22 protein-coding genes, 1 tRNA gene and 1 pseudogene are annotated in these 25867 nt (G+C 63.5%); 15 read left to right on the top strand and 9 right to left on the bottom strand.

The window, feature by feature from the left end; all coding sequences use genetic code 11:
- Positions 1-11: 11 nt before the first annotated feature.
- Together GV035_RS19610 and GV035_RS19605 are read right to left on the bottom strand one after the other, a co-directional pair.
- Positions 12-1892: an ABC transporter ATP-binding protein gene (locus tag GV035_RS19610; protein ID WP_236572669.1), complete on the bottom strand. Its 1881-nt coding sequence runs from the start codon at positions 1890-1892 to the stop codon at positions 12-14.
- 120 nt (positions 1893-2012) lie between these two features.
- Positions 2013-2228: a hypothetical protein gene (locus GV035_RS19605; RefSeq protein WP_159836636.1), complete on the bottom strand. Its 216-nt coding sequence runs from the start codon at positions 2226-2228 to the stop codon at positions 2013-2015.
- Between the two features lie 469 nt (positions 2229-2697).
- On the opposite strand from GV035_RS19605, the gene GV035_RS19600 reads away from it, so the two are divergent.
- From GV035_RS19600 to GV035_RS19590, 3 genes are all read left to right on the top strand, one after another.
- The gene (locus tag GV035_RS19600) at positions 2698-3759 is read left to right on the top strand and encodes a glycosyltransferase family 4 protein (RefSeq protein ID WP_159836635.1); all 1062 of its coding nucleotides are present in this window, start codon (positions 2698-2700) and stop codon (positions 3757-3759) included.
- Between the two features lie 253 nt (positions 3760-4012).
- The gene (locus tag GV035_RS19595; RefSeq protein WP_159836634.1) at positions 4013-4825 is read left to right on the top strand and encodes a hypothetical protein; all 813 of its coding nucleotides are present in this window, start codon (positions 4013-4015) and stop codon (positions 4823-4825) included.
- Between the two features lie 64 nt (positions 4826-4889).
- Positions 4890-5363 (top strand): DUF2214 family protein, encoded by a 474-nt coding sequence (locus tag GV035_RS19590; RefSeq protein ID WP_201304003.1) that lies wholly within the window; start codon positions 4890-4892, stop codon positions 5361-5363.
- 95 nt (positions 5364-5458) lie between these two features.
- On the opposite strand, the gene GV035_RS19585 is transcribed toward GV035_RS19590, so the two are convergent.
- The 4 genes from GV035_RS19585 to GV035_RS19570 form a co-directional block, all read right to left on the bottom strand.
- Positions 5459-5533 (bottom strand) — tRNA-Val (locus tag GV035_RS19585).
- Between the two features lie 67 nt (positions 5534-5600).
- Positions 5601-6338: a DNA polymerase III subunit epsilon gene (gene dnaQ / locus GV035_RS19580; protein WP_159836633.1), complete on the bottom strand. Its 738-nt coding sequence runs from the start codon at positions 6336-6338 to the stop codon at positions 5601-5603.
- A gap of 22 nt (positions 6339-6360) precedes the next feature.
- Positions 6361-6822 carry a ribonuclease HI gene (rnhA, locus tag GV035_RS19575; RefSeq protein ID WP_159836632.1) on the bottom strand — a complete coding sequence of 154 codons (462 nt, stop codon included), beginning with the start codon at positions 6820-6822 and terminating at the stop codon, positions 6361-6363.
- The gene (locus tag GV035_RS19570) at positions 6822-7625 is read right to left on the bottom strand and encodes a class I SAM-dependent methyltransferase (protein WP_159836631.1); all 804 of its coding nucleotides are present in this window, start codon (positions 7623-7625) and stop codon (positions 6822-6824) included. The genes rnhA and GV035_RS19570 overlap by 1 nt, the downstream gene beginning before the upstream one ends.
- A gap of 17 nt (positions 7626-7642) precedes the next feature.
- On the opposite strand from GV035_RS19570, the gene gloB reads away from it, so the two are divergent.
- The 7 genes from gloB (at position 7643) to GV035_RS19535 (ending at position 17526) form a co-directional block, all read left to right on the top strand.
- Positions 7643-8494: a hydroxyacylglutathione hydrolase gene (gene gloB, locus GV035_RS19565; protein WP_159836630.1), complete on the top strand. Its 852-nt coding sequence runs from the start codon at positions 7643-7645 to the stop codon at positions 8492-8494.
- Between the two features lie 148 nt (positions 8495-8642).
- The gene (locus tag GV035_RS19560; RefSeq protein ID WP_159836629.1) at positions 8643-10295 is read left to right on the top strand and encodes a transglycosylase SLT domain-containing protein; all 1653 of its coding nucleotides are present in this window, start codon (positions 8643-8645) and stop codon (positions 10293-10295) included.
- A 45-nt stretch (positions 10296-10340) separates the two neighbouring features.
- A complete protein-coding gene (locus GV035_RS19555) occupies positions 10341-11642 on the top strand; it encodes an MFS transporter (RefSeq protein ID WP_442859578.1) in 1302 nt (433 codons plus the stop codon).
- Between the two features lie 353 nt (positions 11643-11995).
- Entirely contained in the window at positions 11996-13138 is a 1143-nt protein-coding gene (carA, locus tag GV035_RS19550) for a glutamine-hydrolyzing carbamoyl-phosphate synthase small subunit (protein WP_159836627.1), read from the top strand.
- Between the two features lie 21 nt (positions 13139-13159).
- Entirely contained in the window at positions 13160-16414 is a 3255-nt protein-coding gene (carB, locus tag GV035_RS19545) for a carbamoyl-phosphate synthase large subunit (RefSeq protein ID WP_159836626.1), read from the top strand.
- 114 nt (positions 16415-16528) lie between these two features.
- Positions 16529-17005, top strand: a complete 477-nt coding sequence (greA, locus tag GV035_RS19540) for a transcription elongation factor GreA (RefSeq protein WP_159836625.1) — start codon at positions 16529-16531, stop codon at positions 17003-17005.
- Positions 17005-17526 (top strand): DUF4149 domain-containing protein, encoded by a 522-nt coding sequence (locus GV035_RS19535; protein WP_442859577.1) that lies wholly within the window; start codon positions 17005-17007, stop codon positions 17524-17526. The genes greA and GV035_RS19535 overlap by 1 nt, the downstream gene beginning before the upstream one ends.
- Positions 17527-17583: 57 nt before the next feature.
- Here GV035_RS19535 and GV035_RS19530 read toward each other — a convergent pair whose 3' ends face one another.
- On the bottom strand, positions 17584-18123 hold the full coding sequence (locus GV035_RS19530) for a YhbY family RNA-binding protein (RefSeq protein WP_159836624.1): 540 nt from the start codon (positions 18121-18123) through the stop codon (positions 17584-17586).
- A 327-nt stretch (positions 18124-18450) separates the two neighbouring features.
- Here GV035_RS19530 and GV035_RS19525 point away from each other — a divergent pair, with 327 nt between their 5' ends.
- The 4 genes from GV035_RS19525 (at position 18451) to glmM (ending at position 23649) form a co-directional block, all read left to right on the top strand.
- A complete protein-coding gene (locus GV035_RS19525; RefSeq protein WP_159836623.1) occupies positions 18451-19125 on the top strand; it encodes an RlmE family RNA methyltransferase in 675 nt (224 codons plus the stop codon).
- Positions 19126-19298: 173 nt separating this feature from the next.
- Positions 19299-21185: an ATP-dependent zinc metalloprotease FtsH gene (gene ftsH / locus GV035_RS19520; RefSeq protein WP_159836622.1), complete on the top strand. Its 1887-nt coding sequence runs from the start codon at positions 19299-19301 to the stop codon at positions 21183-21185.
- A gap of 109 nt (positions 21186-21294) precedes the next feature.
- A complete protein-coding gene (gene folP / locus GV035_RS19515; RefSeq protein WP_442859576.1) occupies positions 21295-22179 on the top strand; it encodes a dihydropteroate synthase in 885 nt (294 codons plus the stop codon).
- 111 nt (positions 22180-22290) lie between these two features.
- A complete protein-coding gene (glmM, locus tag GV035_RS19510; protein WP_159836621.1) occupies positions 22291-23649 on the top strand; it encodes a phosphoglucosamine mutase in 1359 nt (452 codons plus the stop codon).
- Positions 23650-23705: 56 nt separating this feature from the next.
- On the opposite strand, the pseudogene GV035_RS19505 reads toward glmM, so the two are convergent.
- Both GV035_RS19505 and GV035_RS19500 read right to left on the bottom strand, forming a co-directional pair.
- A pseudogene (locus GV035_RS19505) lies at positions 23706-24334 on the bottom strand (transposase); the annotation flags it as partial.
- Complete coding sequence (locus tag GV035_RS19500; protein ID WP_236572668.1) at positions 24309-24476, bottom strand: transposase domain-containing protein; 168 nt, start codon at positions 24474-24476, stop codon at positions 24309-24311. The gene GV035_RS19500 and the pseudogene GV035_RS19505, both read right to left, overlap by 26 nt.
- A 263-nt stretch (positions 24477-24739) precedes the next feature.
- Here GV035_RS19500 and pstS point away from each other — a divergent pair, with 263 nt between their 5' ends.
- The gene (gene pstS, locus GV035_RS19495; RefSeq protein ID WP_159836620.1) at positions 24740-25771 is read left to right on the top strand and encodes a phosphate ABC transporter substrate-binding protein PstS; all 1032 of its coding nucleotides are present in this window, start codon (positions 24740-24742) and stop codon (positions 25769-25771) included.
- Positions 25772-25867: the final 96 nt, after the last annotated feature.

Here is a 25867-nt window from a genome sequence, read left to right as displayed (position 1 = left end):
TCACTCGCGCATCAAGCCGGCTGTTTGTGCGGCGTCGCGACGATGGACGGCAGCTTGCCGTGCTGCTTCGCGAGCAGTTCGCGATACAGCCCCGGCCGCTCGCGCAGTTCTTGCGGCGAGCCGTCGTCGATCACGCGGCCCGCGCTCATCACGATGATGCGGTCGAAGTTCTGCAGCGTCGAAAGCCGGTGCGCGATCGCGATCACCGTGCGGCCGACCATCAGCCGGTCGAGCGCCTGCTGGATCGCTTCCTCGGATGCGCTGTCGAGCGCGGAGGTCGCTTCGTCGAGCAGCAGAATCGGCGCGTTCTTGAGAATCGCTCGCGCGATCGCAATGCGCTGCCGCTGCCCGCCCGAGAGCTTCACGCCGCGATCGCCGACGATCGTATCGAAGCCTTCCGGCATCGCCTCGATGAAGTCCGTGCAGCGCGCCTCGCGGGCGGCCGCCATCACTTCCTCGCGGCTCGCGTCCGGACGGCCATACGCGATGTTCTCGAACACCGTGCGGTGAAAGAGCGAAATGTCTTGCGGCACGAGCGCGATGGCGTGACGCAAGCTGTCCTGCGTGATCCCGGCGATATCCTGGCCGTCGATCTTGATGCTGCCCTTTTGCGTCTCGTAGAAGCGTTGCAGGAGCGCGAGCACCGTCGACTTGCCCGCGCCCGACTTGCCGATCAGGCCGACGCGCTGCCCCGGTTCGATATGCAGATGGAAGTTGTCGAGAATCGGACGGCGGCGCGGATACGCGAACGTCACGCCGTCGAAATCGACGCGTCCGCCTTGCGGCACGAGTTCGGTCGCATCAGACCGGTCCGGCATGCCGTGCGGCTCCAGCAGCGTCTGCACGGCTTCGGCGAGACGCGCGACGTGCTGCGTCACATCGACGAGCGCGACGGCGAGATCGCGCGTGCCGTGCAGGATGGTGAAGCCGAGCGAGCTGACGAGCACGATGTCGCCCGACGTCGCGCGGCCTTTCGACCACAGCCACAGCGCCCAGCCCAGCAAGCCAGCGGAGAGAATCGCGGTGACGACCGCGTGAAAGAGGCGCAGCTTTTCGAGGTACAGCAGGCTTTGCTGACGCGCGACCATTTCGGCCTTGACGGTCGAGCCGAAGCGTTTCTGCTCGCGAAAGGTCATGCCGAACGCGCGCACGAGCGCCATGTTGCCGATCACGTCGACGAGCTCGCCGTCCACCGACGCTGCCTTCGACGCGAAGCTGTGATGCCGCGCCGAGCCGCGCTTTGCGAGCCGATAGAGGATGAGCGCGAGAATGATGGAAGCGGTCATCAGACCGGCGGCCATCAGCGGATTCACCGCGACGATCATCACGATCGCGCCGAGCACGGCGATGCACGGCGGCAGGACGTTCCACGCCATCACGTTCTCGGACGTATAGATGGCGTTCGAAGTCGCGGTGATGCGGCTCGCGAGCATGCCCGGCTGCTTCTCGGAGAAATACGTCGGCGAATGACCGGACAGGTACGAGAACAAATCCTTGCGCAAGTCGCCCGTGACGATCACGAATACATGCGCGCCGACCCAGCCGCCCACCCGCCAGAGCAGGTTGTCCGCCGCGATCAGGCCGACGAGGATCATGAACGCGCCCCACAGCGGGCCGGGATGGCCGCGCCCCTGGCCGAGCACGTCGATGAGATGCTTGATCGCATATTGCGACGCCAGCGCGCACCCGACGGCGGCGAACACGCTTGCAAGCACGATGGCATGGGCGACCGGATGCCGGCGGATGTAACGCATCAGGAACGCGAGCGGACGGTGCGCATAGCTCGCGAGCTTGGCGTTGTGCGCGTTACGCTGGGAGACGGTGAGTTGGTCCAATGGTCTTTTTGGGTCGTGAAGCGGTTGAGCGTGTGTTGCGCCTTCGGGCCATGCCATGCGGATGCACTGCCTGTCCGATGCGTCGGCTATGCCGGCGCGATTGACATCGAAACCGAGGCGGCGCGGCGCCGTCTCCATCGCTGAATTGTAGCCAGTAACCGGCCGTGCGAACGTCGATCAGTCAAATGATGCGCGGCGGATGTTGCCGTCCGTACACCGTCTGCGCGCTTCGCGTTGAGACACGAGCACGTCTCGTCGGGCTTGGGCGCGCATTGTAAGCACATCGCGCGCATTTTTGCGATGAAGCGGCCGCTGGCGTGGCCCGCCGCGCTGCTTTTCCTGCCAGAAGCGGCTGCGCGGCAGCGTCGAGATAAGCATGGGATGCGCCAGCATGCCGGTTCGATATCGTCCGGTGCGAAAAGGTGCAAGTCGCGCCCCGTGCATCGCGGCGGCACGTGCTCCAATGTAGAACAACCTTAATAAACAGGGGTTTGTTAAGTGTTTCCCCGGTGTAACAAGGTAAATAAGTTGAAATGACTGCCGGTCGCCGCTGTAAAGGCTCCATAATGCCCTCCGGGTTTTTACTGAGTTTTTTCGACAGCTTTCTGTAGGAAGCCGTCAACCGGCGGAGCCCGAGCGCGTTTATTGCTGGGCGCGGCGGTTTTTGAGATATGGCTCCGATGTTGCTTGAAGTTTGCCGCGCGGAGCCGGTGATCGGCGACCCCGCTTTTTACTCGAGCACGAGCCGTTGCCCCGCGGCCGACGCGACGCGAAAAGCTTTCGCCCGAGGCGAGCGATTCGCTCCCGATGTCAAACATGACAGCAGCACCTTGCCTGACCTTTTATTAGGAGTTTCACGACCATGCGAATCGCTCAAATCGCGCCCCTCCACGAAGCCGTTCCGCCGAAGCTCTACGGCGGCACGGAACGCGTGGTGTCTTATCTGACCGAGGCTCTTGTCGAGGCTGGACACGACGTCACGCTCTTCGCGAGCGGTGATTCGCAAACGTCCGCGAAGCTCGAAGCGTTCTGGCCGCAAGCCCTGCGCCTCGATCCGACCATCCGCGACACGATGGCGCCGCACATGCTGCTGCTCGAAGAAGTCCGCCGCCGCGCCGACGAGTTCGACGTGCTGCATTTCCATATCGACTATTACCCGTTCTCGCTGTTCGCGCGCCAGCCGGTGCCGTTCCTGACGACGATGCACGGCCGTCTGGATCTGCCGGAACTGCAGCCGATTTTCAACACGTTCAACGACGTGCCGGTGGTGTCGATCTCCGACAACCAGCGCCAGCCGCTGCCGCAAGCCAACTGGCTGTCGACGGTGTATCACGGCCTGCCGGAAAACTTGCTCAAGCCGATTCCGAACGTGAAGCCCGGCTATCTCGCCTTCCTCGGCCGCATCTCGCCGGAAAAGCGCGTCGATCGCGCGATTCGCATTGCGCAGGCGGCGGGCATGAAGATCAAGATCGCGGCGAAGCTGGACAAGGCCGACCGCGCTTATTACGAAGAAGAGATCAAGCCGCTCTTCGCGCTGCCGCACGTCGAGTACATCGGCGAGATCAGCGAGGCCGAGAAGACGGAATTCCTCGGCAATGCGCATGCGCTGCTGTTCCCGATCGACTGGCCGGAGCCTTTCGGCCTCGTGATGATCGAGGCGATGGCCTGCGGCACGCCGGTGATCGCGTTCAATCGCGGCTCGGTGCCCGAAGTGATCGACAACGGCGTGTCGGGCTTCGTCGTGGAAGACGAACTCTCGGCGATCGCCGCCGTGAAGCGCCTCGACTCGCTGTCGCGCGCGAAGGTCCGCGAGACGTTCGAGACGCGATTTTCGTCGAAGGTCATGGCGGCGCGATACGTGCAGAATTACGAGGAACTGCTGCGCCAGAAGCGCCGCACCGTTCTGCGCGAAGCCAACGCCTGATAGCCGACCGCTCTCCGTGGCCGCAGCGATGCGGCCCTGACAACGCCCCGCGCGCCGAAAGGTGCCCGGGGCGTTGTCGCAATGGCACAGTCACCTCCGAATAGTAACGCCGCGCCGCACGCGGGAAGCGAAACCGGTGACGGCATCCGTAATCTCCCTATAATGTCCGAGCTTTGCGCTGCGCAAGGCGCGATTGCCGTCCGCTTGCACGGACAGCGGCGGCAAGCATCATTCGTGGACAGGAGCGCACCCTTTGGCGAGAATCAAGCAAACCAGCGCGAGCCCGGCACCGGGCGCAGGCACTTTGTTCGCGCTGCGGGCCATCGGCGTCGTTCTCGTGGCGCGATGGGCGCTTTCGATGTCGCAAATGGGCTATGCGTCCTCCTTGCGCGCGATGACTTCATCGCCGTGGGCGTGCCTCAACCTCGTCCTGATCTTCCTTCTGATCGTGCTGCCGGGCGCGAAGCCGCGCCTGGAGCGTCCACTGCATCCGCTGCCGCAGTGGCTTCGGCAGGCGTTGCGGCTGCTTGCGTTGCTCACTTTCGGCTTCGCGGTATTTTCAGTCGGCGCGTTCGTGTGGATGTCCGGCTGGCGGCGCTTCGTGCATGCGCTCGCCGAAACGAACGGCTGGCTCGCGGTCGCGCCGGCACTCTATGCCGTCGTGATGTGGATTTGCCGGCCCCGCGCGCTCTGGCGGACCAACATCGCGGCGCGGCGCTTTGCCATCGGCCGCTATGCCATTTCCCTCGATCCCGTCACGCGCACCGCGATGGTCTGGGCCGAGAGCCGCAAGCTCGGCCAGTACGACGCACGCGAGCTATCGGTGAAGTGGCCCGCGCCGGCGGCGGCGGTGCTCGCGCCATCGACGCAGCCGGCGGCATCGCCCGTGCAGTCGAACGGCATCGCGCGGCGAGGCTGGTTCTCGCGGCGTCCGACAGTCGAGCTGCTGTGGGATTCACCCGCCGCAGCGGGGCACAATCGAACGACGGTGTTCCGCGCGCCGCTTTCCACCGAGAGCGACCGCAGCGCCGCGCGCGCGCTCGATGCGACGCTTAGTCAGGTCTAAGTCAGGTCTGAACTGCGTCTGACCGAGCCGTACACGTCTTTCTTGTCGATCGTCGGAGGAAAGGATGCTGACACGTTGGTTGCTCGCCGCGGTTCACTTGCTTGCCTTCGGCTTTGCGCTCGGCTCTGTGCTCGCGCGTGCGCGCGCATTGCGCCGGCTGGATGCGGCGGAGTCCGTGCAGGCGAACACGTTGCGTCTGCGCGATGTGTTGCGGTCGGACATGGTGTGGGGCATCGCTGCCGTCGTCCTGATCGTGACGGGCCTGACGCGCGCCTTCGGCGGCTTCGAGAAGGGCGGGGCGTACTATCTGCACGAGCCGCTCTTTCACATCAAGATGGCCGCGCTCGTCGTCATTCTGCTGATCGAAGTTTCACCGATGCTCGCGCTGATCCGCTGGCGCGCGGCGCTCGCGCAGGGCGGGGCGATCGACCTCACGCGTGCGCGGCGCTTCGCATGGATGAGCGATCTCGAAGCGGCGCTCGTCATGGTGATGGTGATTGCCGCGAGCGGAATGGCGCGGGGCGTGTGGGCGACGTGATCGGCGTGGGCGACGCCTGGAAATAAAAAAGGCCCAAGTCGTTAGACTTGGGCCTTTTGGTCTTCGGTGTCTTGGCGTTACCAGCACCAGAATTCTGGTGGGTAGTACTGGGATCGAACCAGTGACCCCTGCCGTGTGAAGGCAGTGCTCTACCGCTGAGCTAACCACCCGAAGAGATTGAGATTATGTCAGGACTATCTCGTCTCGTAAAGCGATTCTTTAAGCAATTTCGAAAAATTATGCAGCCACCGCATCGGGCTCGGTCTGCGGCGCTTCGGTTCGCCACACGCTCGTGCCTTTGAGCGCCTTGTCGAGACCATTCAGCACCGCTTCGTGCGCGGCGAGTTCTTCTCCGCTCGCAACGATCACCGGCAGATCCAGGTCGTCCAGCGCGATACGCGGCGCAGCCGTCGCGCCTTCCGCCTGCGTGTCGCCCAGCATGTCGATGACGAGGCTCTCCTGACCGCGCGTCATCGCGAGATACACCTCGGCGAGCAGTTCCGAGTCGAGCAGCGCGCCGTGCAGCGTGCGATGCGCGTTGCTGATGCCGAAGCGATCGCACAGCGCATCCAGCGAATTGCGCTTGCCGGGGAACATCTGCTTGGCGTGCGCGAGCGAGTCGATCACGCCGGCGCATAGCTCGGACACTTTCGGCAGCCCGAGCAGCGCGAACTCCATGTCGAGAAAGCCGATATCGAAAGGCGCGTTGTGGATGACGAGCTCCGCGCCCGCGATGAAGTCGCGCAATTGCGCGGCGATCTCCGCGAACTTCGGCTTGTCGCTCAGGAATTCGGTCGTGAGGCCGTGCACCGCCAGCGCGCCGGGGTCGCTGTCGCGTTCCGGGTTGACGTAAATGTGCAGGTTGTTGCCCGTCAGCCGGCGATTGATCAGCTCGACGCAGCCGATCTCGATGATCCTGTCGCCCGTGCGAGCGTTCAGGCCGGTGGTTTCGGTGTCCAGTATCAGTTGGCGCATGGGTATCGGTGTCAGTGCGTGTTCAGCTTTCCGCCAGCGATGTCACGCCGCGATTGGCGAGCGCATCGGCGCGTTCGTTTTCGGGATGCCCGGCGTGGCCCTTGACCCAGCGCCATTCGATCTGATGCTGCGCGACGAGCGCGTCGAGGCGCTTCCAGAGGTCGGCGTTCTTCACGGGCGTCTTCGCGGCCGTCATCCAGTTCTTCTTCTTCCAGCCGTGAATCCACTCGCTGATGCCTTTTTGCACGTATTGCGAGTCGGTGTGGATCACGGCGCGGCAGGGGCGCTTCAACGCTTCGAGCGCGGCGATCACGGCCATCAGTTCCATGCGGTTGTTGGTGGTCGCCGCCTCGCCGCCGAACAGTTCCTTTTCGAGCGAGCCGAAACGCAGAAGGGCGCCCCAGCCGCCGGGACCGGGGTTGCCTTTGCAGGCGCCGTCAGTATAGATGTCGATTATTTTGGCCGATGCGGATTCGTCAGTCATCAATGCTCGTTGCGAGTGTGCGGGGCCGCGACCGGAGCGAGTCCAGGCGCGAGCGCGGGTTTTTTCAGCTTGCGTGGACCGATGAGCCGCATGCCGCGCACGCGCTTCACCGCCGTGATCATGTACGCGGCGCCGAAAATGGGCCACCAGCGGTCGCCGGCGGGTTCCATGAACTGATAACGCTGCAGCCATTTGTCCGTCAGCAGCGGCGGACGATAGCAGCCGAAGCGCCCGCGTTCAAGGTCGAATCCGAGCAGCTTGATCCAGTCCTTGATGCGCGTGAACGCGATCATGTCGTGCGCTTCCGGCACGAACGGGCGTCCTGCCACCTTGCCGAGCGACTGCCGCGCGCCCCACAAGCTGAGCGAATTGAAGCCCAGGATAATCAGCTGGCCCTCGGGCACCAGCACGCGCTCGGCTTCGCGCAATAGCCGGTGCGGATCGCGCGAGAATTCGAGCGTATGCGGCAGCACCAGCAGATCGACGCTCTGCGCTTCGAACGGCAAATCCAGAAGATCGCACCAGACCGTGCTGCGGCCTCCGGGTGCGCTCGCGCCTCTGCCCAGCGTGCGCGGCAGCACGTACGGCGCACTGGCGCCGCTTTCCGCGTCGAGCACGAGCGCGCGTCCGGTCATGCGATTCTCGCGCAACGCGTCCAGTTGCGGCATGCCGAGCTGGAGCGCGTGATAGCCGAAGATGTCGGACACCACGCGGTCGAGCTGCGCCTGCTCCCACTCGAGCACGTAGCGTCCGGGCGCGGAGTTCGTCCAGGCGGGCCAGTCTATAATCGCTCGGTCAGACATGTTCGGATGCCGCGTAGATGATCGCCATGGATTCGTTTGCTGAAGATTCGTCCAAACGCGCGCCCAAGCGCAAACTCGAGTACGTGCCGGTCCCGGCGTTCGAGGACAACTACATCTGGCTCGTGTCGGATTCGCGCGATGCCGTCGTGATCGACCCGGGCGACGCAGCGCCCGTCGAGGCGTATCTCGCCGAACGCGGCTGGCGGCTGACCGCTATTTTACTCACGCACCATCATCGCGACCATGTCGGCGGTGTGAAAGCCTTGCTCGATAGCCGATCGGACGAGGGCGGCGTTCCCGTGTACGGCCCGGCGGGTGAGCGCATCGAGCATCTGACCGAGCGGCTCGCGGGAGCAGACACGGTGCGTATCGCGCAGCCCGCGCTCAGCTTCACCGTCATGGATGTGCCCGGTCACACGGCCGGCCACATCGCGTATTTCCAGGAAGACGACGGCAACGGCACGCCGCACGTCTTCTGCGGCGACACGCTGTTCGCGAGCGGCTGCGGGCGGCTTTTCGAAGGCACGCCGAAGCAGATGCTTGCGTCCCTCGACGCCCTCGCCGCGCTCCCCGACGAGACGCTCGTCCACTGCGCGCACGAGTACACGCTGTCGAACATTCGCTTCGCACGCGCCTGCGAGCTGGACAGCGCGGCGCTCTCGCGCTGGAGCGACGAAGCGCAAGCCTTGCGCGCAGAAGGCAAGCCGACGCTGCCGACGACAATCGCGCATGAAAAGGCGGTAAATCCGTTCTTGCGCGTCGATGAGCCGGCAATTCAGGCGGCCCTTGAGACGCAGTTTGGCGAAACTGCCGCCGACCGCACCGAGGCGTTTCGCATGCTGCGCGGCTGGAAGGATAACTTCCGCTGATCGCAGGAACTTAATCCGATACTTTAGGAACGGCGATAGATGCAAGATTTTGCAGGGGTTTTACGCGCATTCTTATTGACGTCCTAAGTTCGGTTCCGTACTATCGGCTCCAAATTTCCAAGCATATCTTTTGGAAGCCGAGACGTTCATGCGACTAACATTAAGTGCGCTATCCGTCCTGACGCTGGCCGCGTGTGCCAGCCAAGGGCCGACGGCGCCCGCCTCCGATCCTACTTCCGCTACTCCTACCGCCGCCTCGCAGCAACAAGTCGCCGACACGATTCGCCGCACCGCAGCCGCCAAGGAAACCATCAACGTCGACAAGACGCCTGTCACTTCGCTCGCGGGTTCCGCGGACTTGTGGAGTCGCATTCGCAATGGTTTCCAGATTCCGGACCTGCAAAGCGATCTCGTCGACATGCAGGTGAACTGGTACGCGCAGCGCCCCGACTACGTCGAGCGCATGACCACGCGCTCGCAAAAGTACCTGTATCACATCGTCGAAGAGCTGGAGCAGCGGCATATGCCGACGGAACTGGCGCTTTTGCCGTTCATCGAGTCGGCCTACAACCCGCAGGCGCTGTCGGTCGCGAAGGCTGCCGGCATGTGGCAATTCGTGCCGGGCACCGGCCGCGATTACAACCTCAAGCAGAACATGTGGCAGGACGAGCGCCGCGACGTGCTCGCCTCGACGAGCGCCGCGCTCGACTATCTCTCGCGTCTGCATGACATGTTCGGCGACTGGCATCTCGCGCTCGCCGCATACAACTGGGGCGAGGGCAACGTGCAGCGGGCCATTGCGCGCAACGAGGCGGCGGGCTTGCCGACCGACTACGAAAGCCTGCGCATGCCCAACGAGACGCGCAACTACGTGCCGAAGCTGCAGGCAGTCAAGAACATCGTGACGAATCCGCAGCAGTACGGCCTCGCGCTGCCGGACATTCCGAATCACCCGTATTTCGTCACGGTCACGACCGCGCGCGATATCGACGTGACAATGGCCGCGAAGCTCGCTGGCATGAGCGTCGAGGAGTTCCGCTCGCTGAATCCGTCGTTCTCGAAGCCGGTCATTCTCGGCGCGACCAACCCGCAGATCCTGCTCCCGTTCGACAACGCCGCTACGTTCCAGCGCAACCTCGGTTCGTACACGGGCGCGCTGTCGTCGTGGACCACGTACACGGTGACGGAACGGGCACGGCCGGCGGCCATCGCTGAAAAGATCGGCGTCGACGCGGACACGCTCATGTCGGTCAACCGCATTCCGGCGGGCATGCGTCTCAAGCCGGGATCGACCATCGTCGTGCCGCGCACGGACGACGACGACGAAGACATCAGCGCCGACGTCGCCGCGAACGCCATGCTTGCGGTCGAGCGCGACGTGCCCGACACGCGGAAAATGGCCATTCGCGTGCGCCGCAAGCAGTCCATCGCGACGCTCGCGGACCGTTACAACGTGTCGGTCGCGCAGGTGCGGGCCTGGAACCATACGCATCGCGATATGTTCATGCCCGGCCAGGTCGTCGTGCTGCATGTTCCGTACGGGCGTCCCGTGCCGGCCGAGCCGGGTCCGGCGCGTATCGAAACGGTGGCGGCGTCGAGCCGCTCGTCGGGCGGCGTCAGCAAGATCGGCACGCATGTCACCGCGAAAACGCCGCACGGCAAGGCGCCGGGGCATACGCTCACGCGCGTGTCGGCTACGATCTCGCCGAAGACGGGCGCTTCGGCCAAGCCTGCTGCCACGGCCAAGGCAGAAAAGCACGCCGCCGCGCATTCGGCCAGTTCCAAGAGCAAGAAGAAATAAGGGCAGGGCGGCTCACGCGTCCGCTTATTCCACGCCGTCACCAAGGTGACGGCGTTTTCATTTGGCGGCGCAGTTAAACTGGCGTTTCAAAAGAATCGAACAACTGTCCAGCGCATGCCGCCTTCCGTTCGTCTCCGGGTGTTCTTCCTCTTCGCCGCCGGGTATTTCGTCTCGTACGTGTTCCGGGGCGTCAATCTCGGCTTTGCGCCGCTCATCACGCACGATCTCGGCCTGTCCGCCGCCGATCTCGGCTTGCTGACCTCGCTCTATTTCATCGGCTTTGCGATCGCGCAGATTCCGGTCGGCGTGCTGCTCGATCACTACGGACCGCGCCGCGTCACCGCCGGCATGCTCGTGTTCGCGGCAGCCGGCATCTGGGTGTTCGGCGCATCGCACGCGCTCGGCGGACTGATGGTGGGGCGCTTGCTGATCGGCGTCGGCGTTTCCGTCTGTCTGAGCGCGGCGTTCAAGGCGTCGGCGCAGCACTTTCCGGTCGCGCGGCTGCCGCTCGTCAATGGTTTCACGATGGCGGTCGGTGGACTCGGCGGGGTGGTCGTCGGCTCGCCGCTTGCCTCGCTGTTGCAAACGACGACCTGGCGCCAGGTATCGGTCGGCCTCGGCATGTTCACGCTCGTCGTCGCGGCGGCCATCGCGTTGTTCGCGCCCCGCAACGCGGACACGCACCATCAGGCCGACGTCATCAGCCAGTTCAAGGGCACCTGGCATATCCTGAAAAGCGGCGCGTTCTGGAAGATCGCGTCGTTCTCGGTCGTCACGCAGGGCGTGTTCTACGCGATGCAATCGCTGTGGATCCGCCCCTATCTGCTCGACGTGATGAATCTCACGCCCGCGCATGCCGCCGCGCTCGTCTCGGTGCTGGGCTTCGCGATGATGCTCGGATGCGTCGGCTTCGGCGCGGCGGCGCGCGGAATGGAGCGGCGCGGCGTGTCGGTGTACGCGTTCTGCGGCGTGGGAATGGCGCTCTATGTTCTCGTGCAGGTGCTGATGGTGCTGCGCGTGCCGCTGCCGCCCGCGACGCTGCTTGCCGCGTACGGCGTTTTCGGCGGTACGGGCATTCTGAGCTACGCGGTGATGGCGGAGTACTTTCCGTCGCACATGATCGGCCGGGCGACGACCACGCTCACGCTCGTGATTTTCCTGCTCATCTTCGGGTTTCAGGTCGGCGTGGGCGCGGTGCTGTCGCGTTGGACGCCCGAAGGCGGCCACTATCCGGCCACCGCGCACGTGACGGTGTGGAGCGTGCTGATCGCGTTGCAGCTGGCGAGCGCCGTCTGGTACGTGCTGCCGAGCCGCGTGCTGCGCAAGACCGAGCGAACTGCATCGTAGCCGCATGACGTGAGGGCGCGGCGCGAGGGCAAGCGGAGATTTCCCAAGTTTGGCGAAACCGCTGATTTCACGCTATAATTCGAAGGTTTGAGCATATCAACCCGCACCCTAGCGCCTACCTCCCATACACCGTCGTTCGCTGCGCTTGGCAGCGCGCGCTGCACGCCGCAATCGTCCGCTTCCATACCCCGTTCGCTTACGCGAGCGAGCCGGTCCGAGCCGCGATTCCCGGGTTTCCCGTGCGTCAGCCGCCGCCCTCGTGCAAGGATGCCCGCGCTCGCTTCGTGCCGCGGCCCCACGCCTGAATTTCGGACAGACAGGTCGGTAACAGGGTGTTCCCCAAGGAGCTTCCCGTGTTGCCGTCATTCTCCCCAGCACTACTCGCACTTGCCGACGGCACGGTCTTTCGTGGTCAATCGATCGGCGCCCCAGGTTCGACGATCGGCGAAGTGGTGTTCAACACCGCGATCACCGGCTATCAGGAAATCCTGACCGATCCGAGCTACGCCCGCCAGATCGTCACCCTGACTTATCCGCACATCGGCAATGTCGGCGTCAACGCCGAGGACGTCGAAGCCACTCGAGTCCATGCCGCCGGTCTCATCATCCGTGACCTGCCGGTGCTCGCTTCGAACTTCCGCTCGGAGCAAACCCTTCCCGACTATCTGAAGGCGCAAGGCGTCGTCGGCATTTCGGACATCGACACGCGCAAGCTCACGCGCATTCTGCGCGACAAGGGCGCGCAGAACGGCTGCATTCTGGCGGGCAGCGACGACGAAGCCGAAGCCCTGCGCCTCGCGCGCTCGTTCCCCGGTCTCGCCGGCATGGACCTCGCGAAGGTCGTGTCGACGAAAGACCGTTACGAATGGACGCAGCGCGAATGGCGTCTCGGCAGCGGTTACGGCACGCAGGACGCGCCTAGATTTCGCGTCGTCGCGTTCGATTACGGCGTCAAATACAACATTCTCCGGATGCTGGCCGAGCGCGGCTGTCATGTGACCGTGCTGCCGGCGCAGGCGAGCGCCGCCGACGCCCTCGCGCTCAATCCGGACGGCATTTTCCTGTCGAACGGCCCGGGCGATCCGGAACCGTGCGACTACGCGATTGCCGCCACGCGCGAGTTCATCGAGCGCGGCATTCCAACGTTCGGCATCTGTCTCGGGCATCAGATCATGGGCCTCGCTGTCGGCGCGAAGACCACGAAGATGAAGACCGGCCACCACGGCGCGAATCATCCGGTGAAGGACATGGAAGACGGCCGCGTGGTCATCACGTCGCAGAACCACGGCTTCGCGGTCGATGCCGCGACGCTTCCCGCCAACGCCCGAGTCACGCACGTCTCGCTATTCGACGGCACGCTGCAAGGCTTCGCGCTGACCGACAAGCCCGCGTTCTGCTTCCAGGGCCATCCGGAAGCGTCGCCCGGCCCGCACGACATCGCGTATCTGTTCGACCGCTTCATCAAGCTGATGGAAGCGCAGAAGGTCGCCGCATAAAGAACATCACCGAGCAAAGTTATGCCGAAGCGCACAGACATCAAAAGCATCCTCATCATCGGCGCGGGCCCGATCATCATCGGTCAGGCGTGCGAGTTCGATTACTCGGGCGCGCAAGCGTGCAAGGCGCTGCGTGAAGAGGGCTACAAGGTCATTCTCGTCAACAGCAATCCCGCGACGATCATGACCGACCCGAACACGGCCGACGTCACCTACATCGAGCCGATCTCGTGGGAAGTGGTCGAGCGCATCATCGCGAAAGAGCGTCCCGATGCGATCCTGCCGACCATGGGCGGGCAGACGGCGCTCAATTGCGCGCTCGACCTGTTCCATCACGGCGTGCTGGAAAAGTACAAGGTCGAGCTGATCGGCGCGTCGCCGGAAGCCATCGACAAGGCCGAAGACCGCCAGAAGTTCAAGGACGCGATGACGAAGATCGGCCTCGGTTCGGCCAAGTCGGGCATCGCGCATTCGATGGAAGAGGCGCTCGCCGTGCAGGCGCAGATCGCGGAAGCGACGGGCAGCGGCGGCTATCCGACCGTGATCCGCCCGTCGTTCACGCTGGGCGGCTCGGGCGGCGGCATTGCGTACAACAAGGAAGAGTTCGAGGAAATCTGCCGTCGCGGTCTCGATCTTTCGCCCACGCGCGAACTGCTGATCGAAGAATCGCTGCTCGGCTGGAAAGAGTACGAGATGGAAGTCGTCCGCGATAAAAAGGACAACTGCATCATCGTGTGCTCGATCGAAAACCTCGATCCGATGGGCGTGCACACCGGCGATTCCATCACCGTCGCGCCCGCGCAGACGTTGACCGACAAAGAGTATCAAGTGCTGCGTAACGCGTCGCTCGCGGTGCTGCGCGAGATCGGCGTCGATACGGGCGGCTCCAACGTGCAGTTCGCGATCAACCCGAACGACGGCCGCATGGTCGTCATCGAAATGAATCCGCGTGTATCGCGTTCGTCCGCTCTGGCTTCGAAGGCAACGGGCTTCCCGATCGCGAAGGTCGCCGCGAAGCTCGCGTGCGGCTACACGCTCGACGAACTGAAGAACGAAATCACCGGCGGGCAGACGCCGGCATCGTTCGAGCCGACGATCGACTACGTCGTGACGAAGGTGCCGCGTTTTGCGTTCGAGAAATTCCGCGAAGCCGATTCGCGCCTGACCACGCAGATGAAGTCCGTCGGCGAAGTGATGGCCATGGGCCGCACGTTCCAAGAGTCGTTCCAGAAGGCGCTGCGCGGCTTGGAAGTCGGCGTGGACGGTCTCGACGAAAAGACCGCAAGCCGCGACGAAGTGATCCGCGAGATCGGCGAGCCGGGCCCCGACCGCATCTGGTATCTCGGCGACGCGTTCCGCCTCGGCCTCACGGCGGAGGAGATTTTCGAGGAGACGTCGATCGATCCGTGGTTCCTCGCGCAGATCGAACAGATCGTGCTGAAGGAAAAGGCGCTGGAAGGCCGCACGCTCGAAAGCCTCACGCGCGACGAACTGCTGTATCTGAAGAAGAGCGGCTTCTCAGATCGGCGTCTCGCCAAGCTCACGGGCTCGACACAAGCCGACGTGCGCAAGAAGCGCCATGAATTGAAGGTGCGTCCAGTCTACAAGCGCGTGGATACGTGCGCGGCCGAATTCGCCACGAAGACCGCCTACATGTACTCGACCTACGAGGAAGAGTGCGAGGCGAATCCGACCGACAAGAAAAAGATCATGGTGCTCGGCGGCGGGCCGAACCGGATCGGGCAGGGCATCGAGTTCGACTACTGCTGCGTGCATGCCGCGCTCGCCATGCGCGAAGACGGCTATGAAACCATCATGGTCAACTGCAACCCGGAAACGGTATCCACCGACTACGACACGTCCGACCGCCTGTACTTCGAATCGCTGACGCTCGAAGATGTGCTCGAAATCGTCGATCTGGAAAAGCCGGTCGGCGTGATCGTGCAGTACGGCGGGCAGACGCCGCTCAAGCTCGCGCTCGATCTGGAGGCGAACGGCGTGCCGATCATCGGGACGTCGCCGGACATGATCGACGCCGCAGAAGACCGGGAACGCTTCCAGAAGCTGCTCAAGGATCTCGATCTGCGCCAGCCGCCGAACCGCACCGCGCGCGCGGAAGACGAAGCGTTGAAGCTCGCCGAGGAAATCGGTTATCCGCTCGTCGTGCGTCCGTCGTACGTGCTGGGCGGCCGCGCGATGGAAATCGTCCACGAGCCGCGCGACCTCGAACGCTACATGCGCGAGGCCGTGAAGGTGTCGAACGATTCGCCGGTGCTGCTCGACCGCTTTCTGAACGACGCGATCGAATGCGACGTCGATTGCATCTCGGACGGCGAAGCCGTGTTTATCGGCGGCGTGATGGAGCACATCGAACAGGCGGGCGTGCATTCGGGCGATTCGGCCTGTTCGCTGCCGCCGTATTCGCTGTCCGACGCAACCGTCGAGGAACTGAAGCGCCAGACGGCAGCCATGGCCCGGGCGCTGAACGTCGTCGGCCTGATGAACGTCCAGTTCGCCATCCAGCAGGTTGCGCAGGAAGACGGCACGAAGAAAGACATCATCTACGTGCTGGAAGTGAACCCGCGCGCCTCGCGCACGGTGCCGTATGTGTCGAAGGCGACGAGCCTGCCGCTCGCGAAGATCGCCGCGCGCGCGATGGTCGGTCAGACGCTCGCGCAGCAAGGCGTGACGAAGGAAATCGTGCCGCCGTACTTCAGCGTGAAGGAAGCGGTGTTCCCGTTCGTCAAGTTCCCGACCGTCGATCCGGTTCTCGGACCCGAAATGCGCTCGACCGGCGAAGTGATGGGCGTGGGCCGCACGTTCGGCGAGGCGCTCTTCAAGTCGCAACTCGCGGCGGGTTCGCGCCTGCCGGAATCGGGCACGGTGCTTCTTACCGTGATGGACGCGGACAAGCCGAAGGCCGTCGAAGTGGCGAGCATGCTGCACGAACTCGGCTATCCGATCGTCGCGACGAAGGGCACGGCTGCGGCCATCGCGGCGGCGGGGGTGCCGGTGAAGGTCGTCAACAAGGTGAAGGACGGCCGGCCGCATATCGTCGACATGATCAAGAACGGCGAGATCGCGCTCGTATTCACGACGGTCGATGAAACCCGCGCCGCCATCGCCGATTCGCGTTCCATCCGCATGAGCGCGCAGGCCAACAAGGTCACGTACTACACGACGATGTCGGGTGCGCGTGCCGCCGTGGAAGGGCTGCGTTATCTGCGCGATTTGGAAGTCTATGATTTACAAGGCTTGCATGCTCGCCTAAACTAAGGCTTCGACGACTGGTCTAAGTAACACGAGCCGCGGTTGAGCGGTATCTCCTCATACGGGAGATGCGCTAACCGCGGTAATTTTTTTACGGCTGTTTTTTGTTTTGGGCTGTCTATGAGCACGATTCCCTTGACCAAGCGCGGCGCGGAGTTGCTGCGCGACGAATTGCAACGCCTGAAGTCTGTCGAGCGTCCGGCGGTCATCAACGCGATCGCGGAAGCGCGCGCGCAGGGCGATCTGTCTGAAAACGCTGAATACGATGCCGCGAAGGAAAAGCAGGGCTTCATCGAGGGCCGGATCGCCGAACTCGAATCGAAGCTGGCCGCGGCGCAAGTGATCGACCCGACGACCGTGGAGGCCGATGGCCGCGTGGTCTTCGGCGCAACCGTCGAACTGGAAGACCTGGAATCCGGCGACACCGTGACCTACCAGATCGTCGGCGACGACGAAGCCAGTATCGATCACGGCTTGATCTCGGTGAGCTCGCCCATTGCGCGCGCCCTGATTTCGAAGTCGGAAGGCGACGTCGCCTCGGTGCAGGCGCCCGGCGGCGCGCGCGAGTACGAAATCATCGCTGTCCGTTACGTCTGATGGCCATCGCACACCGCGTTTTTCGCATCGTCAGCATGCTGTGGGTCGGCAGCCTGCTGACCCTCGGCCTCGTTGCCGCGCCCGTTCTCTTCTCGATGCTGGACTCCGCCGTGGCCGGGTCGGTCGCCGCGCAGTACTTCAGGATCGAGGCGTTCGTCGGCGTCGTCAGCGCGCTGGTTCTTATTCTGATCGGCAATCGCTTCGTGAAAAGCGGCATCGCGGACTACAAGCGCGTGCGCTGGATCGTCGCGGTCATGCTGGTGTGCGTGCTCGCCGGTTACTTCGCGTTGCAGCCGTTCATGAGTTCGCTGCGCATGGCGGCGCAGGAAGCGGGCACCGATCTCGCCAGTTCGCCGTATGCGCGGCAGTTCGGCATTCTGCACGGCGTGTCGACCGCCATTTATCTCATTGAATGCCTGTTCGGCATTGCGCTCGTGTGGCGCTTGCCGGGCAGCGCGCCCAGCGCCATCGTGCCGAAGAACAAGTCGGCGAAGATGGCGGCCAAGCGCGCGCGAAGCTGATTCGCGCTGCGGTCGAATACGGCGCGCTCGTTCTGTATCAGGTTCGCGCCGCGTCGATTACTTCGCGGCCTGATGCTGGCGCTTCGAGCCGGTCTGACGTTTCTTGGCGCGCTTGACGTTTCCGCCTGCGGTCACGCGCTCGTTACCGAGCACCTTGAGCGTCTGCTTCTTGGGCTTCTTGAACGCAGGCGCATCGCGCGAAATCTTCACGGCCTTGACGATGCGCGGCGCGCGGCCCTTCGACGGACGCTCGACGGCTTCGCCCGCGCTCGGCGGCATGGTGCTGCGAGTGCGCGTGCCGCGGCTCTTGGCCGGCGCGGCGCCTTCCGGCCTCCAGATCACGAGCAGCTTGCCGATATGCTGGATAGGCGCGGCGTTCAGGCGGTCGCAGATTTCGTCGTAGATCGCGATGCGCGCTTCGCGGTCGTCGCCGAACACGCGAATCTTGATAAGCTGATGCGCTTCGAGGTGCACGCCGATTTCGGTCAGCACGGCATCCGTCAAACCCTCAGCGCCGACGAGCACGACGGGCTTGAGCGCATGGGCCTGGGAGCGCAGGTCGGAGCGTTGGGCAGGAGAGAGTTCGAGAGCTGGCATGAGAAAGTGGGGAGTCGACTAAAATAGCGCGGCGCGGGCCTGACGGCATGCCGAAACGCGGAGTGCGGCGAAGCTGGCGACGCGGCAAGAATTCGGCCGGTCAATGTTGACCGCCGCCAAAAACAAAATAGGCCGGAGACGCGATTGCCGGGCGCATTCGAGCACCCGCGGAAACGTTCCGGCCGACAAGACGCGTATTATCCGCTAAAAGCGCCGCACGTTGCAGCAAGATTGCGCGCACGCAGCCCAGATCACGCACCGGCGCGCGCGGTGCGCGCCACCGAAACACCTTCCACGCCGCGAAAGCGCGGCATGAGCTCAGTTTGCATGGCAAAGAATCGCTTCAATCATTCGTGGTTGCATGACCACATCAACGATCCGTACGTGAAGATGGCGCAGCGCGAGGGCTATCGCGCCCGCGCGGCGTACAAGCTCAAGGAGATCGACGAGCAGGACAAGCTCATCAAGCCGGGGCAGATCATCGTCGATCTCGGTTCGACGCCCGGAAGCTGGAGCCAGTACGCGCGCAACAAGCTCGCGCAGGGTTCGAAGCGCGACGCGCAGCGCGAAGGCGGCATCGACGGCACGATCATCGCGCTCGACATCCTGCCGATGGAGCCGATCGCGGACGTCACTTTCATACAGGGCGACTTTCGGGAAGACACCGTGCTCGCGCAGCTGGATGAAATCGTCGGTGAGCGGCAAGTGGACCTTGTAATCTCCGACATGGCCCCCAACCTCTCCGGAGTAGCGAGTGCGGATGCGGCGCGAATCGAGCACCTTTGCGACCTGGCGCTGGAATTCGCTCAACACCACTTGAAACCGGAGGGTGCGCTGTTAGTCAAATGTTTTCACGGCAGCGGCTATAGCCAGATCGTCGAGAAGTTCAAGCACCATTTCAAAGTGGTCGCGCCGCGCAAGCCGAAGGCGTCTCGGGATAAATCGTCCGAGACTTTCATCCTCGGGCGGCGGCTCAAAAATCCGGCTGCGGGACGCGCTTAAACGATGTCGGCGAAAATCGGCGATATTTTCGCGGATTATGCCGAAAAAAGGCCAACTAACGCTATTTGGGCGGTAGTGAAACCTTATGGCAGGGGTTAGCGGTCTGGATTAGAATGCTTTAGTGGCGTCGCAAGGTTTATGTAGGCGCCCGTCTATGAGTGAGGAGTGGTGCTTTGAACAACAATATGTTCTCTAAGGCAGCAGTGTGGCTCGTGATCGCACTGGTGCTGTTCACGGTGTTCAAGCAGTTCGATAAGCCCCGCGTCCAGGAAGGCGTGTCGTATTCGCAGTTCATGGACGACGCGAAGAACGGCAAGGTCAAGAACGTCACGGTTCAGGGGCGCAATCTCACGGTCACTCCGTCGGACGGCCAGAAGTACCAGATCGTGTCGCCCGGCGACATCTGGATGGTCGGCGATCTGATGAAATACGGCGTTCAGGTCAGCGGCAAGGCTGACGATGAACCGAATGCGCTCGTCTCCGCGTTGTACTACCTCGGACCCACGATTCTGATCATCGGGTTCTGGTTCTACATGATGCGGCAGATGCAGGGAGGCGGCAAAGGCGGGGCGTTTTCGTTCGGCAAGTCGCGAGCGCGGCTGATCGACGAAAACAACAACGCGATCAACTTCACGGATGTGGCCGGCTGCGACGAAGCCAAGGAAGAAGTATCGGAGTTGGTCGACTTCCTGCGCGATCCGCAGAAGTTCCAGAAGCTCGGCGGGCGCATTCCGCGCGGCGTGCTGCTGGTCGGTCCTCCGGGTACGGGTAAGACGCTCCTCGCGCGCGCCATCGCCGGTGAGGCGAAGGTGCCGTTCTTCAGCATCTCGGGTTCGGACTTCGTGGAAATGTTCGTTGGCGTGGGCGCGGCCCGCGTGCGCGACATGTTCGAGCAGGCCAAGAAGCATGCGCCGTGTATCGTGTTCATCGACGAAATCGACGCGGTCGGCCGTCATCGCGGCGCCGGCATGGGTGGCGGCAACGACGAACGCGAGCAGACGCTGAACCAGATGCTCGTCGAAATGGATGGCTTTGAGGCAAATTCGGGCGTCATCGTGATCGCCGCGACGAACCGTTCGGACGTGCTGGACAAGGCGCTGCTGCGCCCGGGCCGTTTCGACCGTCAGGTGTACGTCGGTCTGCCGGATATCCGCGGCCGCGAACACATCATGAAGGTGCATCTGCGCAAGGTGCCGATTGCGAACGACGTTGATGCATCGGTTATCGCGCGCGGCACGCCGGGCTTCTCGGGTGCAGATCTGGCGAACCTTGTCAACGAAGCGGCGCTGTTCGCCGCGCGGCGCGGCAAGCGTATCGTCGAGATGCAGGACTTCGAGGACGCGAAGGACAAGATCTTCATGGGTCCGGAGCGCAAGTCGGCAGTCATGCGGGAAGAGGAACGCCGCAACACGGCGTACCACGAGTCGGGCCACGCGGTGGTGGCGAAGCTTTTGCCGCACGCCGACCCGGTTCACAAGGTCACGATCATGCCGCGTGGCTGGGCGCTGGGCGTCACCTGGCAGCTGCCGGAGCATGATCGCGTGAACCTATATCGCGACAAGATGCTGGAAGAAATCGCGATCCTGTTCGGCGGCCGTGCAGCGGAAGAAGTGTTCCTGAACTCGATGTCGACCGGTGCTTCCAACGACTTCGAGCGCGCGACGAAGATGGCGCGCGACATGGTGACGCGTTACGGCATGTCGGACGTGCTCGGCACGATGGTGTACGTCGACACGGAACCGGACGGCATGTTCGGCAAGCTCGCGTCGAAGACGGTTTCGGAAGCGACGCTGCAAAAGGTCGATGCGGAAATCCGCCGCATTCTCGACGAGCAGTACGCGCTCGCGCGCAAGCTGCTGGAAGACAATCGCGACAAGGTCGAAGCCATGACCAAGGCGCTGCTCGAATGGGAAACCATCGACGCAGACCAGATCAGCGACATCATGGCCGGCCGTCCGCCGCGTCCGCCGAAGAACATGCCGCCGCCGTCGGGCGACTCGCCTTCGAGCGGCAACAGCGGCACTGAAGTGAAGCCGGGCAGCGCAACCGCGCCGGCCTAAGCTTCCCGAGTCGTATCATGGGCCGGCGTGCATTGCACGTCGGCCCATTTTCATTTTCAGGCCCGCGTTCCTTGCGTCGAACGCCAGTCACTCGCTCTCGCTGATTCGCTTGACCACATACACATCCTCCGCCGTTCTCGCCGAGCCGCTTCAATGCGGCCGTTTCATGCTGACGTTCGAGCGCCCGCTCGTCATGGGTATCCTGAACGTCACGCCAGACTCGTTCTCTGACGGCGGACGCTTCCTTTCCCACGACGCGGCGTTGGCGCGCGCCGAGCAGATGCTTGCTGACGGCGCCGATATCATCGACATCGGTGGCGAATCGACTCGTCCGGGCGCGCCGCCCGTGCCGATCGACGAAGAACTGGAACGCGTGGTGCCGATCGTCGAGGCGTTGCGCGGCATGCAGGTGCCGCTTTCCGTCGATACCTACAAGCCCGCCGTGATGCGTGCCGCGCTCGAGGCCGGCGCGGACATGATCAACGACATCTGGGGCTTTCGTCAGGATGGCGCGCTGGATGCCGTGAAGGACAGCAACTGCGGTCTGTGCGTGATGCACATGCTCGGCGAGCCGCGCACGATGCAACTGCACGAACCGGTCTACGACGACGTCGTCGCCTCGGTGCGAGACTTCTTCGCAGAGCGGCTCGCCGCGCTGACAGCGGCAGGCATTGCGGTCAATCGCGTGACGTTCGACCCCGGCTACGGCTTTGGCAAAACCGTCGGGCATAATTACACGCTACTTGCCGAGCTCGCCGCAACGCTGCCAAGCGGCACGCATCGCGCGCTGTTGGCTGGCATGTCGCGCAAATCGATGCTCGGCGCCGTGACCGGCCGTGCCGCAGGTGAACGTGTCTTTGCGAGCATCGCGGCGGCGGTCTGCGCGGCGGAACGCGGCGCGGCCATCATTCGTGTCCATGATGTCGCGGAAACCTTGGACGCATTGAAAGTTTGGCAAGTCACAAAGCTAGCGGGGCTTCGCGCGCATGATTGACGCGAGCTCGCGACGGTAGCACTGCGGCGAAGGCGCTCGCGCTCGCAGCTCATCAACGAACAACGCGGATCAAAACAGGCGCCATCTATTCGCGAGGAGGGTCAGGCAACAATGGCAAGACGATATTTCGGAACTGACGGCATTCGCGGACGCGTGGGCGCGGCCCCGATCACGCCGGACTTCGTGCTCAGGCTCGGCTACGCAGCCGGCAAGGTGCTCGCGGGCGGTGACCAGTCGCCGCAAAAAGGCAATCGCCCGACGGTGCTTATCGGCAAAGACACGCGCGTGTCGGGCTACATGCTCGAAGCGGCGCTCGAATCGGGCTTCTCGGCTGCAGGCGTCGACGTGATGCTCGCCGGCCCGATGCCCACGCCCGGCGTCGCGTATCTGACGCGCGCGCTGCGGCTGTCGGCGGGCGTGGTCATCAGCGCGTCGCACAATCCGTACGACGACAACGGCATCAAGTTCTTTTCCGCCGACGGCAACAAGCTGCCCGACGAAGTCGAACATCGGATCGAAGCGCAACTCGAGCAGCCGATGGACTGTGCGCCGTCCGAGCGGCTCGGCAAGGCGCGCCGTCTCGACGACGCGGGCGGCCGTTACATCGAATTCTGCAAGAGCACGTTCCCGGCGAGCTTCGACCTGCGCGGTCTGAAGCTCGTGGTCGACTGCGCGCACGGCGCGGCCTATGACGTCGCGCCGCACGTGTTCCACGAGCTCGGCGCCGAAGTGGTGTCGATCGGCGTGTCGCCGAACGGCTTCAATATCAACGACGGCGTCGGCGCCACGGCGCCCGATGCGCTCGTGCGGGCGGTTAAGGAGCACGGCGCGGATATCGGCATCGCGCTGGACGGCGACGCGGACCGGCTGCAAATCGTCGATTCGACCGGACGGCTCTATAACGGCGACGAGTTGTTGTACGTGCTCGTGAAGGATCGCATCGCGACGGACGGCAAGGTGGAAGGCGCGGTCGGCACGCTGATGACCAACATGGCGGTCGAAGTGGCGCTGAAGGAGGCGGGCGTGCAATTCGTCCGTGCCGCGGTCGGCGACCGCTACGTGCTCGAAAAGCTGCGCGAGCGCGGCTGGCAGCTCGGCGCGGAAGGCTCGGGCCATATTCTTTCGCTGGACCGGCATTCGACGGGCGACGGCATCGTTTCGGCGCTTCTCGTGCTCGCGGCGCTCAAGCGCAGCGGCAAGAAGCTCGCCGAGCTGCTCGATGGCGTGAGCCTGTTCCCGCAAAAGCTGATCAACGTGCGCATGAGCGCGGGCGCGGACTGGAAAAGCAGCGAGGAGATTCGACGCGCGGTGGAGCAAGCCGAGCGTTCCCTCGAATCGCGCGGGCGGGTCTTGATTCGCGCGTCTGGAACTGAACCGGTTCTGCGCGTGATGGTGGAAGCCGCCGCGCAACCCGACGCGGTTCGGCACGCGGAAACGATTGCGCAGGTCGTGAAGGACGTCACTTCGTAAGCGTTCGCAGAAGAACGCGCATTTTCGCTAAAAGCGGGCTTCGGCCCTAATGCCGTTCAGTTAAGGTCTCTTTTGAGGACTCGAACGGTGTAGCGAAACGGTCGCGATTTGACGGCTCGAGCGCAACTGCGCCCGGGCCGTTTTCTATGGGAAGCTGTTTGAGCCGCTCACGCAGGCGCTTGAGCAGCGCGGGGAGTTTGCCGTACGAGCGCGTCACGGCTGCCCATGTCATTTCGTACTGAATGGTGTGGAATGCGCGGATGAAGCTCAGTTCATCGGGGGCGTGCCCGGCCGCGAGTGCGGCCTTTGACATCTCCAGACGTATCAGGTTATACGCGATCAGCGCGCCCCAGAACTCCTGATAGACGCCTTCCACGGTCTGGCTGCGAAGGGTCAGCTCCATGCCGAGCATCGACTGCTTGAACTCGTGGTAACTGGTCTCGATCTGCCAGCGACGCTCGTAGCACGACACAATGTCGGCCGCCTTGAAACGTCTTCGATCAGTCAGCGACGTCAGCAGTGTCCGTTGCCGCCCACTGGCATCGACGGCAAGCACGGCACGCGCTTGCCAGAATTCGGGCAGATCCGGGCACTTCGTACGGGCCTGCGGTGAGACTCGCATACGCACGATCTGGTCACCGTCGCGCCCGCTCACGAGCTCACACCGCAGATTCCTGCTGCGCGGGAAGTCGACGCCGACGAACGCTGGCGCTGCCACCAGCCTGCACGGCAGCCTCGATCCATTCGTACGGCAGATGCTGGCCCAGCCGTCCCCATTCGAGCGGCGGCTGTGATTCGACTAGAAGGCGCAGATCATCAACCAGCATGGCGATGCAAGTTAACACCGCCGCGCCCGGTTTACAACTACTTTGCGCCGAAAAGAAAAATGCCGTTCAGTCGCTTAACTGAACGGCATTAGGGCTTCGGCCCGCTTTTTTGTTGTCTGCCGCAGCCTGACGAATGAACGCTCGATCGACTTTCCCGCTGAAAGCACGCTGTCACATGGCCTTCACCGAGAGTCACATTACTGTCACAGAGACTGCCTATATTTCGCCTGTCGTCCCACACGCTATTCAACCCTGGAGGTCTCATGAAATTGATGCACACCGCGCTCGCTGGCGTAATTGGCGCAATGCTGGCCATCTCTGCGCAAGCGGCCGATATCACCGGCGCGGGCAGCACCTTCGCAGCTCCGATATACACGAAATGGGCGGACGCCTATCAGAAGAGCGGCGGCGGCAAGGTCAACTATCAGGGCATCGGCTCGTCGGGCGGCATCAAGCAGATCGTCGCGAAGACGGTGGATTTCGCGGGCTCGGACGCTCCGCTGAAAGATGACGAACTCGCGAAAGACGGCCTGTTCCAGTTCCCGACGGTCGTCGGCGGCGTGGTGCCGGTCATCAACGTGCCGGGCGTGAAGGCGGGCGAACTGGTGCTGTCGGGTCAGGTGCTGGGCGACATCTACCTCGGCAAGATCAAGAAGTGGAACGATCCGGCCATCGCCGCGCTGAACCCGAAGGTCAAGCTGCCGGATACGGATATCGCCGTGGTGCGTCGCGCGGACGGCTCGGGCACGAGCTTCATCTGGACGAACTATCTGTCCAAGGTCAATCCCGACTGGAAGTCGAAGGTGGGCGAAGGCTCGACCGTCAACTGGCCGACGGGCACGGGCGGCAAGGGGAACGACGGCGTCGCGGCATTCGTGCAGCGTCTGCCGGGCGCGATCGGCTACGTGGAATGGGCCTACGCGAAGCAGAACCACATGACCTACGTCGGCCTGAAGAACTCGGCGGGCACCGTCGTGGAACCGAAGACGGAGACGTTCAAGGCGGCGGCTGCGGGCGCGGACTGGTCGAAGTCGTTCTATCAGATCCTCACGAACGAGCCGGGCAAGGACGCATGGCCGATCGTCGGCGCGACCTTCGTGCTCTTGCATTCGACGCAGGACAAGGCCGCTCAGGGCACCGAAACGCTGAAGTTCTTCGACTGGGCGTTCAAAAACGGCGGCCAGGCTGCGAACGACCTCGACTACATCTCGCTGCCGGAATCGGTCGTCTCGGAAATCCGCACGCAGTGGAAGGCGAAGGTCAAAGACGGTTCGGGCAAGCCGGTCGCGGAGTAATGCCGAAGTATCGCAGTCGTACAGTCTGAAACTGTCCTAAGCTGAAGCGGACAGATCAGCAGCAAGAAGCCGCGCGGCGATCGAAAGGTCGCCGCG

Source organism: Burkholderia sp. 8Y (genome assembly GCF_902506145.1).
In the GTDB taxonomy this organism is placed as follows: Bacteria; Pseudomonadota; Gammaproteobacteria; order Burkholderiales; family Burkholderiaceae; genus Caballeronia.
Note: the sequence above shows the minus strand (reverse complement) of the source record. Positions and strands in the feature narration are given on the sequence as shown.